Origin of the sequence: Micromonospora sp. WMMB482, assembly GCF_019038635.1 — a bacterium.
GTDB lineage: Bacteria > Actinomycetota > Actinomycetes > Mycobacteriales > Micromonosporaceae > Micromonospora > Micromonospora marina.
Map to the genome: position 1 here is coordinate 6,128,825 of NZ_JAHOPD010000020.1, position 14,903 is coordinate 6,143,727.

The 14,903-nt window shown below is 75.3% G+C and carries 12 protein-coding genes; 4 read left to right on the forward strand and 8 right to left on the reverse strand.

The annotated features are described in order from the left end of the window. The first annotated feature begins 50 nt into the window (after positions 1–50). Positions 51–989: a 3-oxoacyl-[acyl-carrier-protein] synthase III C-terminal domain-containing protein gene (locus KSK32_RS29835; RefSeq protein ID WP_216934787.1), complete on the forward strand. Its 939-nt coding sequence runs from the start codon at positions 51–53 to the stop codon at positions 987–989. Positions 990–1,924: 935 nt separating this feature from the next. Here KSK32_RS29835 and KSK32_RS29845 read toward each other — a convergent pair. From KSK32_RS29845 to KSK32_RS29870, 6 genes are all read right to left on the reverse strand, one after another. After that, complete coding sequence (locus KSK32_RS29845; protein ID WP_254187242.1) at positions 1,925–2,950, reverse strand: aminotransferase class I/II-fold pyridoxal phosphate-dependent enzyme; 1,026 nt, start codon at positions 2,948–2,950, stop codon at positions 1,925–1,927. Beyond that, positions 2,950–4,224, reverse strand: a complete 1,275-nt coding sequence (locus KSK32_RS29850) for an NAD(P)/FAD-dependent oxidoreductase (RefSeq protein WP_216934791.1) — start codon at positions 4,222–4,224, stop codon at positions 2,950–2,952. The genes KSK32_RS29845 and KSK32_RS29850 overlap by 1 nt, the downstream gene beginning before the upstream one ends. Further along, complete coding sequence (locus KSK32_RS29855; protein WP_216934793.1) at positions 4,221–5,921, reverse strand: prenyltransferase/squalene oxidase repeat-containing protein; 1,701 nt, start codon at positions 5,919–5,921, stop codon at positions 4,221–4,223. Before KSK32_RS29855 ends, KSK32_RS29850 begins: the two co-directional genes overlap by 4 nt. Further along, positions 5,918–6,952 carry a UbiA family prenyltransferase gene (locus KSK32_RS29860; RefSeq protein WP_216934796.1) on the reverse strand — a complete coding sequence of 345 codons (1,035 nt, stop codon included), beginning with the start codon at positions 6,950–6,952 and terminating at the stop codon, positions 5,918–5,920. Before KSK32_RS29860 ends, KSK32_RS29855 begins: the two co-directional genes overlap by 4 nt. Continuing rightward, positions 6,949–7,968 carry a polyprenyl synthetase family protein gene (locus KSK32_RS29865; RefSeq protein ID WP_216934798.1) on the reverse strand — a complete coding sequence of 340 codons (1,020 nt, stop codon included), beginning with the start codon at positions 7,966–7,968 and terminating at the stop codon, positions 6,949–6,951. The genes KSK32_RS29860 and KSK32_RS29865 overlap by 4 nt, the downstream gene beginning before the upstream one ends. A 251-nt stretch (positions 7,969–8,219) precedes the next feature. Continuing rightward, positions 8,220–9,245: a methyltransferase gene (locus KSK32_RS29870; protein ID WP_216934805.1), complete on the reverse strand. Its 1,026-nt coding sequence runs from the start codon at positions 9,243–9,245 to the stop codon at positions 8,220–8,222. Between the two features lie 160 nt (positions 9,246–9,405). On the opposite strand from KSK32_RS29870, the gene KSK32_RS29875 reads away from it, so the two are divergent. Beyond that, complete coding sequence (locus KSK32_RS29875) at positions 9,406–10,269, forward strand: TauD/TfdA family dioxygenase (RefSeq protein WP_216934807.1); 864 nt, start codon at positions 9,406–9,408, stop codon at positions 10,267–10,269. Positions 10,270–10,276: 7 nt separating this feature from the next. Here KSK32_RS29875 and KSK32_RS29880 read toward each other — a convergent pair whose 3' ends face one another. Then, a complete protein-coding gene (locus tag KSK32_RS29880; protein ID WP_216934809.1) occupies positions 10,277–11,488 on the reverse strand; it encodes a cytochrome P450 in 1,212 nt (403 codons plus the stop codon). 157 nt (positions 11,489–11,645) lie between these two features. On the opposite strand from KSK32_RS29880, the gene KSK32_RS29885 reads away from it, so the two are divergent. Both KSK32_RS29885 and KSK32_RS29890 read left to right on the forward strand, forming a co-directional pair. After that, positions 11,646–12,809 carry a nucleotide disphospho-sugar-binding domain-containing protein gene (locus KSK32_RS29885; protein WP_216934811.1) on the forward strand — a complete coding sequence of 388 codons (1,164 nt, stop codon included), beginning with the start codon at positions 11,646–11,648 and terminating at the stop codon, positions 12,807–12,809. 10 nt (positions 12,810–12,819) lie between these two features. After that, the gene (locus KSK32_RS29890) at positions 12,820–14,022 is read left to right on the forward strand and encodes a cytochrome P450 (protein ID WP_216934813.1); all 1,203 of its coding nucleotides are present in this window, start codon (positions 12,820–12,822) and stop codon (positions 14,020–14,022) included. 4 nt (positions 14,023–14,026) lie between these two features. Here the strand turns inward: KSK32_RS29890 and KSK32_RS34675 are convergent, their stop codons facing one another. Beyond that, the gene (locus KSK32_RS34675; protein ID WP_289256669.1) at positions 14,027–14,881 is read right to left on the reverse strand and encodes a hypothetical protein; all 855 of its coding nucleotides are present in this window, start codon (positions 14,879–14,881) and stop codon (positions 14,027–14,029) included. Positions 14,882–14,903: the final 22 nt, after the last annotated feature.

Below are 14,903 nucleotides of genomic sequence, written 5' to 3' on the forward strand. Positions count from 1 at the left end.
TTGACATCCACCGGCGTCACTGATCTGATCCGTGGCGTGACGGTACGCGTATGACGGCGATCGACGCCGTCTCGGTGTTCCTGCCGCAGCGCCGGGTACCGGTCGAGAGCCTGGCCGCGCCGCTGGGCCTGAGCGACATGCAGGTCCGGCTGTTCCGCCGCTTCCACGGCCTGACCGAGGTCCGCCGCGACCCCGCGCTGTCCCTGACCGGCCTGCTGCTGCGCGCGGCGGCCGGCCTCACCGCGCTTCCCGCGCTACGGCGGCGGGTGCGGTTCGTGGTGTACGGGCGGGCGTTCCCGGTGGTCACCCCCTATCCGGTCAACCCGCTGCACGAGGTGTGCCGCACGCTCGGGCTGGGCCACGCGCTCGCGTTCACGCTCACCCAGCAGTCCTGCGCGAGCGCGCTCGCCGCGATCGACGTGGCCGGGCGGCTGCTGGCGCGCGAACCGGACACGCCCGACGGCCCGCCGCTCGCGCTGGTGCTCACCGGGGAGAAGGCGTTCACCCGCGACGCCCAGTTCATCCCGGAGACGTCGGTGTTCAGCGAGGGCTCGTCGGCCTGCCTGCTCAGCGCCGGTGGCGGCCGGGACCGGCTGCTCGCGTACGCCTGCCACCAGCGGGGCGAGTTCGACGTGGCCGGCGGCGAGTCCCCGGCGCGGTTCCAGCGGGCGTACCGGCCGGCCCTGGCCGAGGTGATCGGCCGCGCGCTGGACCGGGCCGGCACGGCGCTGTCCGAGCTGCGGCTGGTGCTGCCGCACAACGTCAACCTGATGACCTGGAAGCGGCTGTGCCGGCTGATCGGGCTGCCGCTGGACCGGGTGCTGCTGGACAACGTCACCGAGACCGGCCACGTGTTCTGCGCCGACGCGTTCGTGAACTACCGCACGGCACGGGAGCGCGGCCTGCTCCGGCCGGGTGACAGGTATCTGGTCGCGGCGGTGGGCGCCGGGGACGGCGCGACGTTCGCCGCCATGGTGTTCGAGCACTGACCGGCGGACGGGAGGCCACCATGGACGACGGGCTGCGCCTGCTGCGGGCCGCCCGGCGCACGGTCACCGGCCCGGCCGCGCTGCTCGGCGATCCCGTGCTGCGCGCCCGTGCCGCCGAGTACCTGGCGGACCTGACCCGGCCGTACGGGCTGCGGGTGCCGGACGGCCTGTTCGACGCGCCGCCGGGGACGCTCGGGCAGTCGTACGGGGAGATGGCCGCCGAGCTGATCCCGGCCGTCGTGCCGCCGGACGAGCCGGTGGACCTGCTGGTGCTGGCGTTCGCCGTGCACGACATGCTGCCCGGGCGGGCCACGGCGGCGTATCTCAGTCACGTCTGCCCGGGTGTGCCGATGTCGTTCGCGCTCTGCGACCAGGGATCGGCGGCGGCGTTCACCGGGCTGCGGATCGCCCGCGGCTACGGGTGCCGCCGCGCCCTGCTGGTCACCGTCGAGCAGGCGGTCCTGCCGTACGGCGCGGCAGTGCCCGTACCGGCCCGCCACCGGGCCGTCGCCATGCTCTACGGCACTGCGGCCGACGACAGCGCCGGGACCGGCGGCGACAGCGGTAGGGCCGACGGCAGGACCGGCGGTCCGGAGCGGATCGGGCTCGGCGGCGCGCGGGTCACCGGGCTGCGCCAGCACGCGGACGTCGGCCCCGGCGACGTCGCGGCGCTCGCGGCGGCCGAGGTGCGCGAGCTGACGGCCGGGCGTACCGACGCCGCCGTCGTGCTCGGTGCTGACCTCGCGGCGGCGTGGCCCGGTCCCGGCGGCGGCGCGGTCACGACCGGTCCGCAGCGGCAGCCGTCCACCGGCGTGTGGTGGGCGCTGCTGGACCGCCTGGCCGGGGACGCGGCGCGGCCCCGTCCGGTGGTGGTGGCCGACTACGAGCCCGGCCTGGGCTACCTGAGCGTTGTCGCGCTGGCACCGGCGGGCCGGTCAGAGCCCGTCGGCGAGCGCGGCGCGCACGAACGCGCACAGCCGCTCGTTGACCTCCGGGGTGCCGACGGTGATCCGGACCCCGGCGCCTGGCAGCGCCATCACCAGGATGCCCGCCTCCCGGGCCCGCTCGGCGAACGGCACGGCCCGCTCTCCCAGCGGTAGCCACACGAAGTTGGCCTCGCTGGGCGCCACGGTGAGCCCGAGGCCGCGCAGCGCGCCGACCAGACCGGCTCGCGCCGCCACCAGCTCGGTGCACCGCCGGGTCAGCTCGCCGCCCACCTCCGGCGTCAGGCTCGCCACCGCGGCCGCCTGGGCGAGCGCGCCGGGGAAGAACACCGCACCGGTGAGCGCGGCGGCCCGGGTGAGCCGGGGCGGCACCACGGCGTAACCGACGCGCAGCGCGGCCAGGCCGTACGCCTTGGAGAACGTGCGCAGTACGCAGACGTTGTCGTACGCCCGGTACAGGTCCATCCCGTCCGGCGAGCGCGGGTCGGTGACGAACTCGCGGTACGCCTCGTCCACGATGACCGGCACGTCGGCCGGGACGCGGTCCAGGAACGCCTCGACGTCGTCGCGGCGCAGCGCCGTACCGGTCGGGTTGTTGGGGTTGCACAGCAGCACGCACCGGGTCCTTTCGGTGACCGCATCCGCCATCGCCGGCAGGTCGTGGTCGTACCCGTCCATCGGGACCGGTACCGGGCGGGCGCCGGCGTTGCCGATGATCAGCGGGTAGCCCTCGAAGGACAGGGCCGGGTGGACGACGTCCGGTCGCGGCCCGAGGGACTGCACGAGGTGCTGGCACAGCCCGGCCGAGCCGGGGCCGACGAGGATCGCCTCGGGGCCCACGCCGAGTCGCGCCGACAGCGCCGCCACGAGCGCCGACGACGTCCGGTCCGGATAGCGCTGGAGCGTCGCGGCGGCGTCCTCGACCACCCGCCGGATTCCCGGCAGCGGCGGGTAGGGCGTCTCGTTCATGGACAGGTCGGCCGGTGGTTGCGTCCCGACGGCGGTGGCAGGCGTCATCATCGCTCACTTTCCGACGGGACCGGTGGGGACGGGGTGTGCGCGTGCCGGTCGGCCAGCAACCCCAGCTGGTACAGCCGGTCGACCACCGACAGCGGCCGGACGTCGGTGCCGGACAGGTTCCCGGCGGTGAGCCCGAGCAGCCGGGGGTTGGCGGCGGTGCGGCGCATCATCCGCGCACCGAGCAGCTTCGGCAGCCCGGACACGGCGGTGATCATGCGGGAGGCGTTGTGGCTGACGGTGGCGACGTGGTCCAGCCGGGGTCGCCGCGCCGCGTCGAAGGCCCGCAGCGCCCGGTCCACGGCGGCCACCTCCGGCGCACCGCCCTCGGCGGCCAGGCAGGCGGCGAGCGTCTCGGCGTCACCGAGTGAGCTGTTGACGCCCTGCGCCGCCATCGGGTGCACCGCGTGGGCGGCCTCGCCGGCGAGCGCGAGTCCCGGTACGACCAGCCGTGCGCTGCGCAGCCGGTAGACCGCGAGCAGCTGGCGCCGGTGCAGGCTCGCGCGCACGGCCGGGGCCAGCGGGCGGATCGCCGGGACGTCGGCGAGCAGCCGTTCGCACCACGCCCCCAGGTCCACGCGGCCCCGGAACTCGTCCGGTGTGACCTGCACGTAGAGGCGGCACCGCCCGCCCGGCAGCGGGTAGACCAGGCAGAGTCCCCGGGCGGTGCGGTAGGCGGACACCTCGTCCGCCACCTCGGCGCCGTCCACGTCGAAGGCGACCAGGCCGTGCGGGTACTCCCGGCGCTCCACGCCGATCCCGGCCGCGCGGCGCAGCGGCGAGGACATGCCGTCGGCCGCGACCACCAGCGGCGCCGCGATCTCCCGCTCGGCGCCGTCCGCGACGACCCGGACGCCGCCGATCCGGCCGTCGCCGTCGCGCCGGACACCGGTCACCCGCACGCCCCGCCGGAGGTCCACCGTGGCGGGCAGCCGGTCGGCCAGCACCGCGCGCAGGTCGCCGTAGTCGGCGCAGAGGATCTGCCGGTACGCCCCGGGCAGGCCGGCGTAGTCCAGGCAGAGCAACGGCTCGCCGTACGCGTCGCGGATGGCCAGCCGCCCGACCGGGCGCGCGCCGGTGGCCCGCAGGGCGTCCAGCGCGCCCCAGGAGTCGAGGATGCGTACCGTCTCGGGCTGGAGGATCTCGCCCTTGGCGATCGACGCGGGGGTGCGCTGCCGGTCGAGCACGAGCACCCGCAGCCCGAGTGCGCCGAGCGCGTGCGCGCAGGCCAGCCCGCCGGCACCGGCACCGGCCACCACCACGTCGGGGGTCATCGGGGCACCGCGCCCGGTACGGCGCCGGATCGCGCGGCGGCGGCGCTGCGGTATTCGCCGAGCGCCCGCAGCGCGAGCGCCTGAGTGATCACCGCGTTCGGGTACCGCATGTGGTGGCGGATGTAGTTGCACACCCGGGCCGCGGGCCACGCGCCGTCCGGTCCGGCGGCGGCCACCAGCCAGGCGGCGCCCCGGTCGACCGCCCCGGCGGCGTCGGGATCGCCGGTGGCGAGCAGGCCCTGTACCGCCCAGGACGTCTCCTCGACCGTGCCGCCCGTGCCGTCACCCGGACCCCACGAGCCGTCGGGCAGCTGCGTGCCGCGCAGCCACCGGGCCGCGCGGCGCACCACCTCGTGCCGGGCGTGCCCGACCCGGGACAGCGCGGCGACCACCACCGCGGTGCCGGAGGTGTGGTCGCGGTACCAGAGGTTCTCGAACGTGCCGCCGGGCGCGGCCCGGGTCAGCAGCCACGCCGCCGCGCGGGCGATCGCCGGGTGGTCGTCCGGGTGCCCGGCGTCGTGCAGCGCGAGGATCGCCTGGCTGGTGATGGCCGGGCACGGGCCGTCGTTGGCGAGCCGGGTGTCGCGCACCCACAGGCTCCACGAGCCGCGGCTGTCCTGGCGGCCGACGAGCCACGCCAGTCCCTGGGGCAGCACCGGGTCGGTGCCGGCGTCCGGGAATCCGGCGAGCGCGGAGAGGATCTCGGCGGACTCCAGCGTCACCGGCCAGCCCCGGGCGTTCGAGTAGCTCCACCCGCCCGGTGGTACGTCCAGCACCTCGAACGCCTCCGTCTTGCGGGCGGCGTGGAGGAACTCCCGGGTGGGGCGCAGCCGGGGGTCGTCGGCGTAACCGGCCGCGATCAGCCCGGTCGCCGCGTACCCGGACCGGGTGAGGTCCAGGTTGGCGACCGCGTCCCAGGAACCGTCGGGGCGGACCGCCCGGCGCAGCCAGCCGACGACGGCGCGGGCGATGTCGGGGGCCTCGCCGCTGCGGGCCAGGCCGAGCAGGACGAGCGCGGCCGGCCACGGATCCTCGCTCAGCGCCCCGGTGCGGCCCTCGTGGTCGTGGATGGACCGCAGCAGCCGTACCGCCGCCGGGCGGGCCCGGCGCAGCGTGGCCCGGCGCAGCCGGCCCGCCGGCAGCATGTCGGCCTGCATCAGGGCCAGCCCGACGAACGGTGCGGTACGGAACGACAGGCGCTGCCGGCGTACCCGGTCGAACAGGACGATCTCCAGCGGCAGCCGGCGCAGCGGGCCGGCCTCGCCGGTCATCCCGGCCATGGTGAGCAGTTGCCGGCACAGCAGTGAGACGGCCGGATCGGTGATCGTGTCGACGCCGCCGAGCGCGGCCAGCCGGGCCCGTCCCGCCGCGATCGCGCCGGCGCTGTCGGCGGGCGCGCTCAGGGCCAGCGCGGCGACCGCCACGGCGGTGGGCACCACAGCGGTGCCGGCGCCCACGACGCCGCCCCAGCCGCCGTCGTCGTGCTGCGCGCGCCGCAGCCAGGCGGTTCCGGCGTCGACCAGGTCGGCGCAGCCGGACGGGTCGGCGGCGTGCAGCGCGGCGACCGCGCCGGCGGTGCCGAGTACCGAGGCGGGCGGATCGTCGCCGAAGGCGCCGTCGGGACGGCGGCGGCGGAAGAGCGCCTCGGCGCCCGCGGTGAGGGCCTTCCCGACGGTCTCGGCGGTCACAGCGGTCATGGCGCGTCCTCCAGCGGCAGTCGACTGCGGGTGGCGAGGGTCAGGCCCGCGACCGGCGGGCCGAGTTCGTGCCGGACGCGCATGCCACGCTGCGCCAGCCAGGTCAGCAGCACCATCGGGAGCGCGAGCGCGAGCTGCACGGCGACGCCGAGGCCGAGCCCGACCGCCGCCGAGGCCAGCAAAACCCGTTCGACGACCAGGACCGAGTGGGCGCGCAGCGCCACCAGGACGGGCATCCCGTCGCGGCGCGCCACCAGCGGGGTCAGCGCGACGACGCCGGTGACCAGGACGACGGCCACCGTGCCCAGGTACGCCACGCGCGTGCCCGCCCCGGCCAGCAGTCCGGCGGTCACGGCGGCGCCGATCGTGACGGCGTAGAGCGCCACCACGGTCCGTACGGCCACCGGCACGCCCCGCCCCACGGGCAGCGTGCGGTAGCCGCCGGCGCGGTCCCCGTCGATGTCGCGCAGCGCGCCGACCAGGTTGGACATCGCGTCGTGCGACCAGAACGCGACGACGAGCGCGAGCAGTACCGGCACCGCCCAGGCCCGGCCCGGCTCGATTCCGGCAGCGAACGCGCCGTAGGCGAGCGCGACCGCGCCGAGCGCGCCGCGGACCAGGTTGCCGGCGATCCCTCGAGCCTTGAACCACCTGCTGTACGCGACGATGCCGCATCCGGCCAGCAGCGCCGCCACTGTGGTGCCCCAGCCGCCGAGCACGGCCAGGACGCCGAGCGCGGCGAAGCAGGCGCTGCCGCACCACAGTGCCGTGCCCGCGCCCAGGCGGCTGGACGGGATCGGCCGGTGCGGCTTGCTGCCGGCGTCGAGGTTCCGGTCGAAGTAGTCGCCGAGATAGTGCCCGCCCAGCCACCCGGCGGTGGGCGCGGCCCAGGCCGACAGCAGCAGCCACGGGTCGCGGCCACCGGCCACCGCGGCGCCGGCCAGGCCGACCAGCCCGACGTACCAGAGGGTGTAGGGACGCCAGGTCTCCACGTGGGCCCGCAGTACTCGCACGGCGACGGCCGTGCTCACGCCATCTCGCTCGTCATCCAGGCCGCGATGCCGGTGAGCACGTCCGCGCTCGCGGACGGGGTGAGCACTGTCAGCTCGGCGCGGGCCCGCTCGGCGTGCTCCACCATCCGCCGCCGGGCGCCGTCGACCGCGCCCACGTCGCGGAGCAGGGCGGTGACCCACTCGACGTCGCCGGGACCGGCGCCGCGGCGGTGCAGCACCGCCAGCAGTTCCACCCGGGCCGCGTCGCTGATCGCGTCGTACGCCAGCAGCAGCGGCAGGGTGGGCCGGCCGTTGTTGAGGTCGCTGGTCGCGGGTTTGCCGGTCTGTTCCGGGGTGGACAGGTAGGACAGCAGGTCGTCGCGGATCTGGAACGCGGTGCCGACGTGCTCGCCGTAGCGGGCCAGCGCGCCCGACACCGGCGGGTCGGCGCCGCCGAGCAGCGCGCCGACGTGGCACACGGCGCGGAACAGCGAGCCGGTCTTGAGCCGGATCATCTCCGGGTACCAGCGTCCGCCCGCGTCCAGGTCGCCGACGAGGCGCGCCTCCAGCGCCTGACCCCGGCACAGGTCCTGGCCCGCCTCGGCGAGCGCGGTGACGGCGGCGACGACCGACGCCGGGGGCACTGCCCGGCCGCCCTCCACGAGGGCCTGGAAGGCGTGGAAGATGAGGTGGTCACCGGCCACTATGGCGCCGGGGATGCCGTACGCGACCGGGACCGCGGGCCGGCCGCGGCGCAGCGTGTCCGCGTCGATGATGTCGTCGTGCACGAGCGTCGCGACGTGCAGGTACTCGGTGCCGAGCGCGGCCGCGAGGACGTCCGCCGGCGATCCGCCCACCGCCTCGGCGGCGTGCAGCGTCATCATCGGGCGGAGCATCTTGCCCGCCGGCAGCAGCGCGTAGCGCACGATCGCGTCGAGCTGGTCGGGCGTCTCCGGCCACCGCCGGCCGAGTTCGGCGCGCAGCAGCCGCCCCGATTCACTGCGGGCCAGGTCATCGATGAAGGGCGGATATCGCGTGGAGCCAGCAACCGTCATGACGCGTCGACCCTTTCGCCAGGGATCGGCTAGTCGCCACGCGAGACGTTACCGGTCGGCCCTCCCGCGAACAACCATTGATAAATACGCATGGAGATGGGTAGCCGCAAATGTCGCGACAGCATTCTTCAGCACATTGGCCGATGCCCAGCGAAATCCGCCGTTTGACCCACGGCCGCCATGTCGATGCATATACGTCAATGTTCGGGCGCACGGGACGGCACCGGACAGGTGCGACTCGCCCGGCCCGCTCAGGCGCCCGCGGCGAACTCCATGAGCGTCAGCCCGTCGGTGCCGTGGTAGGTGCGCCGGGGTGCCAGCCCCGCGGCGGCGGCCAGTGCGGCGAACTCGGGCAGCCCACGCTCGCGCCCGCCGACGAGCACCAGCATCCGCAGGTCGTACGGGGACAGGTGCGGCACGTGCGGCACCGTCGGCAGCACCTCGACGACGAGCACCCGGCCGGTGGACCCGGCCGCCTCGGCGCAGCGCCGCAGGATCGCGGTGGCGTGGGCGTCGCTCCAGTCGGTGAGCGCGCGGGAGACCACGTAGACGTCGGCGCCGGGCGGCAGCGGGGCGAAGAAGTCCCCGACCACGGCCTCGGCCCGGCCGGCGAGACCGCACGCGGCGAACGTGGCGGCGGCGGTGGCCACCGGCTCGTCGCGGTCGACGAGCGTGCCCCGCAGGTGCGGGTGGGCGCCCAGCACCTCCCGCAGCAGCCCGCCCGCGCCCCCGGCCACGTCGACCACGTGGCCCGCCTCCTGCCAGGGGTACAGCGCCGCGACCTCCGGCGCGGTGAACCGCTGCTGGCTGAGCATCAGCGCGTCGAAGTAGGCCCGGTGTTCCGGGTGGGCGTCGAGGTCGGCCCAGAAGTCGCGCCCGTGCACCTCCCGGTAGCCGGGCCCGCCGGTGCGGATCGCGTGCGGCAGGCCCGTCCAGGCCAGGTCCATCCGCGCGCCGAGACCGGCGAGGTCGAGGTAGGCGCCGTGGCCGCCGCCGTCGCGGTCGCAGAGCAGCTCGCCGACGTCGGTCAGGCCGAACACGTCCGGCGACACCTCGACGAACACGCCCCGGTGCACGAGGTAGCGCAGCAGGCGGGCCAGCGCGGCGGCGTCCGCGCCGCAGGCCTCGGCCAGCTCACCCAGACCGGTGACGCTCGCGGCGATCCGGTCCGGCACGCGCAGCGTCACCGCCGTGCGGACCGCGAACGGGGTGGCCAGGTCGGTGAGCCGGTCGAGCCGCTCCCCCGCGTCACCCTCGATCGGGGCATCGATCGACACCGGCGCCTCCTCCCGCCTCGCGGGCCGGCACCGCCGCCCCGCCGGTGCGCATGCTTCCAGGCGCACGCCGGGTGAGTCAACGACGACGGCTGGTGAGGACATTCATGAACATGGAACAATCCGCGGACCAGCCGAGGCGCGCAGACCGGAGGGATCATCGATGACCACATCCATCGCGGCCGAGGTCCGGCTCGTCTCCGGCGCGCTGGGCGCCGAGGTCCACGGCATCGACCTGAACACGCTCACCGACGAGGGCTTCGCGCTGGTCCACGACCTGCTGCTGAAGCACCAGGTGGTATTCCTCGCCGGCCAGAGCGGGCTGACCCCGCAGGCGCACGTCGCGTTCGGGAGGCGCTTCGGCGAGGTGGAACTGCACCCGTACCTGCCCCGGCTGGACGGGCACCCGGAGATCGTCGTCATCGACTCCGCCGACGGCGGCAAGGTCGACGTCTGGCACACCGACATGACGTTCCACCAGAGCCCGCCGATCGCCTCGATCCTGCACCTGATCCAGCTGCCCGAGGTCGGCGGCGACACCATGTGGACCAACCAGTGCCGGGTGTACGAGGCGCTCTCCGCGCCGATGCGGGACCTGCTCGACGGGCTGACCGCCATCCACGTCATCCGGATCGGCACCGAGTTCACCAGCCGCGCGGAACACCCGGTGGTCCGGGTGCACCCGGAGACCGGGCGCCGCTCGCTGTACGTCAACCGGCTGTTCACCTCGCACATCCCGCAGCTGACCCGCAACGAGAGCGACGCGCTGCTGGAGCACCTGTTCACCTTCTCCGAGAGTCCCCAGTTCACCTGTCGCTACCGCTGGCGGACCGGGGACGTCGCGGTGTGGGACAACCGGGTCACCCAGCACTACGCGGTCAACGACTACGACGGCCCGCGGCGCGGGCAGCGGATCACCGTGCTCGGCGACCACCCGACCGGCAACGAGCCCCGGTGGGAGCACTACGTCCCGGCACCCGGCGAGCGGTACTGGCCGGACCGGGTCAACGCGGTGGAGAGCTACTGACCGCCGGTCACCAGGTGACCGGGAAGGAGGCGATGCCGCCGTTCATCCGGTCGTGCCGCCACGGGATCTCCGCCGGCGGCACCGCCGGCGACAGCGCCGGCATCCGGGTCAGCAGCGCGCCGAGCGACAGCTCCACCTGCATCCGGCCCAGCGCCGTACCGAGGCAGAAGTGCGGCCCGAAGCCGAAGGTCAGGTGCGGCACGCCGGGCCGGCGGTCGATGTCGAAGACGTTCGGCTCGGGGAAGAACCGGGGATCACGGTTGCCGGCCCACGGGATCGCCATCACGCAGTCGCCGGCCCGCATCCCGACCCCGCCGAGGACCAGATCCTCGCGGACCACCTGCACCCGGAACATGGCGCTCACCGACGTGTAGCGCAGGATCTCGTCGGTGGCCGTGGCGAGCTTGCCCGGCGCGGCGCGCAGCTTCGCCAGCTGCTCCGGGTGCTGGAACAACGCGCGCAGTCCCGCGCTCGTCGAGTTGATCTCCAAGCCGCCGAGCAGCACCCCCATGGCCAGCTCGACCAGTTCGGCGTCGGCCAGCTCGTGCGCGCCGCCGCCGCGGACCCAGGCCGAGAGCAGGTCGTCGCCGGGCTCGGCCCGCTTGCGCGCCAACTGCCCGGCCAGGTAGTCCCGCAACTCGGCCTGCGCGGTCGCGGCGGCTGCCGAACCGTACGCGGTGACCGAGTTCAGCCCCTCGATCCAGGCGTAGAAGCGGGGCCGGTCGGCGGCCGGGACGCCGAGCACGTCGCACACCACGAGCACCGGCAGCGGCGCCACCAGCCCGGCCACCACGTCGGCCGGGCGCGGACCGGCGAGCATGGCGCCGACCAGCTCGTCCACCAGCCGCTGCACCCGGGGGCGGAACGTCTCGATGCGCCGGGCGGTGAACGCGCGGCCCGCCACGCGCCGCACCACGGCGTGCGCCGGGCCGTCCATGTTCAGCTCCCGGGGGCCACCGCCGTCCGGTGTCGCCGTCGCGCCCAGCGGGAGCCGGGAGAACCGGGGGTCGGCCAGGACGGTGCAACAGTGCTCGTAGCCGAGCACGAGCCAGGCCGCCCGCCCGTCGGGCAACCGCACCCGGCTGACCGGCTCGGCGACGACCATCTCCAGCAGCTCGGCGGGAAGGTCGCCGGTGAACGGCTCGAACGGATACGAACGGGGCCTGGAATCGACCGTCACCGGGTCACCGGGAGACTGATCGCGGTCCACCTCGGACATCGGCTAAGGGTCCAGCATCGGTTAGTCCGGCGTCAATATCCGCCGCTTGCGTTCGCGACCTTCCGCGTACCGGTGCCGATCCCCTAGCATCGGTTGTCCAGGGCTGCCGTTTCGCCGCGCGGATTGGTGGGATTTGACTGCGCCGCTGCGAATTCTGATGTCGACGTGGGGCTGGCGGTCGCATTTCTACAGCCTGGTCCCGCTCGGCTGGGCCTTGCAGGCCGCCGGCCACGAGGTGCGGGTGGCCAGTCACCCGTCGATGGCCGCCACGATCAGCGCGGCCGGGCTCGCCGCCGTACCGGTGGGCGCGGATGTCGACTTCGCCGAGGCGTTCGCCGGCCGGATCGGCGCGGTGGCCCCGCTCGCCGGTTCCGCGTCGGCCGGCGCCGTCGAGCCGGCGATCACCGCCGACGGCGGGGTGGTCCGGTTCGCCGACGCCGTCCTCGACGACCTGGTCGCCTTCGGCCGGTCCTGGCGGCCGGACCTGGTCCTCTGGGAGCCGTTCAACCTGGCCGCGCCGGTGGCCGCCGCCGCGCTGGGCGTGCCGGGCGTGCTGAACCTGTGGGGGCCGGACTCCTCGACCACGCTACGCCTCGACCCGGACGCGGTGGTCGGGCCGCTGGCCGCCCGATTCGGGCTCCCCGCCGCAGACGTGCCGTTGGACGGCGTCCTGACGCTCGATCCGGTGCCGCCGCCGATGCAGGTGCCGATGCGCCGCCCCGGCCGTCCGGTGCGGTTCGTGCCGTACAACGGTCCCGCAGTGGTGCCGGACTGGCTGCGCCGCCCGGCGGACCGGCCCCGGGTGTGCGTCACGGCGGGCACCATGATGGCCGGCGCCGGGCTGCACGACCGGCTCGACCTGGGCGGGGTGGTCCGGTCGGTGGCCGGGCTCGATGTGGAGGTCGTCGTGGTGGTCGAACCGCGCCAGCACGAGGGGCTGGGGCCGCTGCCGGCCCGGGTCCGCCTGGCCGAGGGGCCGCTGGCGGTACGGCTGGTGCTGCCGACCTGCGCCGCGCTCGTGCAGCAGGGCGGGGCCGGCACCACCATGACCGCGCTCGCGTACGGCGTGCCGCAGCTCGTCCTGCCTCAGGTCAGCGACCAGCACTTCAACGGCGAGCGGCTGGCCGTCACCGGCGCCGGCACCTGGCTTGCGGGTGAGCAGGCCACCGCCGCCACGGTCCGGAACCTCGTCGGAGAACTGGTCGGCGACGGGCCCCGGCGGCGGGCCGCGACGTCGATGCGTGACCGGGTCCAGGCCATGCCCTCCCCCGCCGACCTGGTGCCGACGCTCGCCGCCCTGGCCCGGGGCGGCCCGATCTGAGGAGTCGCAGATGACGCAGGAGCCACCGGCCATCCCGTACCCGCTCGCGCCGGCTCCGACGATCTACCACCCGTCGCCGGACTACACCCGGATGCGCGAGACGTGCCCGGTGGCCCGGGTCGAGCTGCCCGACGGGGCGTGTGCGTACCTGGCCACGAGGCACGCCGACGTACGCCGGGTCTTCACCGACCAGCGGTTCAGCCGGGCCGCCGCGGCCGGCCCCAACCGCCCGACCCGGGAACTCGGCTCGCTCGCCGAGGACTCGCTGATCGGGATGGACCCGCCGCGGCACACCACGATGCGCCGGGCCGTCTCGCACGCGTTCACCGTCCGCCGGGTGGAGGAGCTGCGCCCGAGAGTGGCGGCGCTCGTCGACCGGATGATCGACGACCTGGAGGCCGCCGGTCCGCCGGCCGATCTGATCACGCACGTCTCCGGCCCTCTGCCGATCTCCGTGATCAGCACGCTGTTCGGCATCCCGGAACGGGACCGGGAGCGGGTACGCCAGTGGTCGGACGCGCTCGTCGGCGACTGGGACGCCGACCCGGAGGCGCCCCGGGCGGCGCTGGAGGCGTTCCGTGAGCTGATCGACCTCCGGCGCCGCAAGCCCGGCGACGACCTGATGAGCGCGCTCATCGCGGTCTGGGACGAGCACGACGACCTGACCGAACGGGAGCTGGTGTCGGTCACCGCCGGGATCTTCGTGGGCGGGCACGAGACCACCACCAACCAGCTCAACCTGTTCCTGCTCGTGCTGGCCCGCCATCCCGAGCAGCTGGCCGGGCTGCGCGGCGACGACCCGGGGGCGGTCGCCCGGGCGGTCGAGGAGCTGTCCCGCTTCATCCAGCTCGGCGACAACGGGGTGCTGCTGCCCCGGGTGACGACCGAGGAGGTGGAGCTGGGCGGCGTACGCCTGCCGGCCGGCGCCGCGGTGCTGCCGGCGATCGCGTCGGCCAACCGGGACGCCATGGTGTTCCCGGGTGCGGACACGCTCGACCTGACCCGCGTGCACAACCCGCATCTGGCGTTCGGCGCCGGCCCGCACCACTGCCTGGGCGCGGCGCTGGCCCGGATGGAGTTGCAGGAGGCGCTGGGCGCGCTGCTGCGGCGGCTGCCCGGGCTGCGGCTCGCCGTCGACGAGTCGGAGCTGCGGTTCCGGCCGGGGCTGGTGGTGCGCAGCCTGGAGTCGCTGCCGGTGGCCTGGGACGCGTGACCGGTCAGCCGCCCGCCGACCCGGGGACGACCCGGGTCGGCGCGGCGGGGTCGAGGGCCGCCTCCACCGCCACCTCCTCCACGCCGCGCAGCAGCCGTTCCGCCTGCTCCTCGGTGAAGCAGCCGAAGTCGAAGATCACCTGGAGATGGACCGTCTCCGGCTGGTCCTCGACGGTGATGAACATCTGCTCGGGCAGGTGGTCCAGTGGGCCGTCCCAGACCAGGAACGTCTCGTCGGCCCGGCGGCGGATCCGCTCGGCGGTCACCGGGTCGTCGTGCAGCCCGTGGTCGGCCGCCCGCCGGGTGGTCACCCGCCGGTCGTTGATCCGGCAGGTGACCCGCGCCGGGTAGCCGCGTTCGGCGTCCAGCCGGTCCGAGACCTCGGTGAGCTGGGCCGGGTCGTAGTAGGCGTACTTCCCGGCGGAGACCGCGGCCCGGCGGGCACGCGCCACCACCTCGTCCACAGTGGTGTCCGCGGTGTCGACGCTCAGCACGCCGTTCTGGCTGAGCGGGGCGATGGCCTCGGCGAAGCCCGGCCGGAACCGGTTGCCGACGATGAGCTTGGCGGTGAGCGGGCTGACGCCGGTGGCCCGGCCGATCGCGACCGCGATGACCGCGAGCAGCACGCGCGAGGTGTCCGTCCGGGTCCGCGCCGCGATGGCCCGCACCGCCAGGTACGCCGCGGGCGAGCTGAACCGGCCGTGCCAGTAGCGGTGGCCGCGGCGCCCACCGGCGGCCGGCTCGCCGAACGTGAGCGGCGGGACGTCCCGCAGGTGCTCGGCCCAGTGGCGCACGGCCCGGTCGCTGACCCGGCGCAGCGGCGGCGTCTCCTCCCGCCGGCCCAGGTCGAGGATCTGCACGGTACGCGGGTCGGCGACCCGG

Coding starts and splice junctions, on each gene's coding strand:
- KSK32_RS29850 (WP_216934791.1), bottom strand. CDS start 4,224: ATGACCCCCGACGTGGTGGTGGCCGGTGCCGGTGCCGGCGGGCTGGCC.
- KSK32_RS29865 (WP_216934798.1), bottom strand. CDS start 7,968: ATGACGGTTGCTGGCTCCACGCGATATCCGCCCTTCATCGATGACCTG.
- KSK32_RS29855 (WP_216934793.1), bottom strand. CDS start 5,921: ATGACCGCTGTGACCGCCGAGACCGTCGGGAAGGCCCTCACCGCGGGC.
- KSK32_RS29835 (WP_216934787.1), top strand. CDS start 51: ATGACGGCGATCGACGCCGTCTCGGTGTTCCTGCCGCAGCGCCGGGTA.
- KSK32_RS29845 (WP_254187242.1), bottom strand. CDS start 2,950: ATGACGCCTGCCACCGCCGTCGGGACGCAACCACCGGCCGACCTGTCC.
- KSK32_RS29875 (WP_216934807.1), top strand. CDS start 9,406: ATGACCACATCCATCGCGGCCGAGGTCCGGCTCGTCTCCGGCGCGCTG.
- KSK32_RS29885 (WP_216934811.1), top strand. CDS start 11,646: ATGTCGACGTGGGGCTGGCGGTCGCATTTCTACAGCCTGGTCCCGCTC.
- KSK32_RS29880 (WP_216934809.1), bottom strand. CDS start 11,488: ATGTCCGAGGTGGACCGCGATCAGTCTCCCGGTGACCCGGTGACGGTC.
- KSK32_RS29890 (WP_216934813.1), top strand. CDS start 12,820: ATGACGCAGGAGCCACCGGCCATCCCGTACCCGCTCGCGCCGGCTCCG.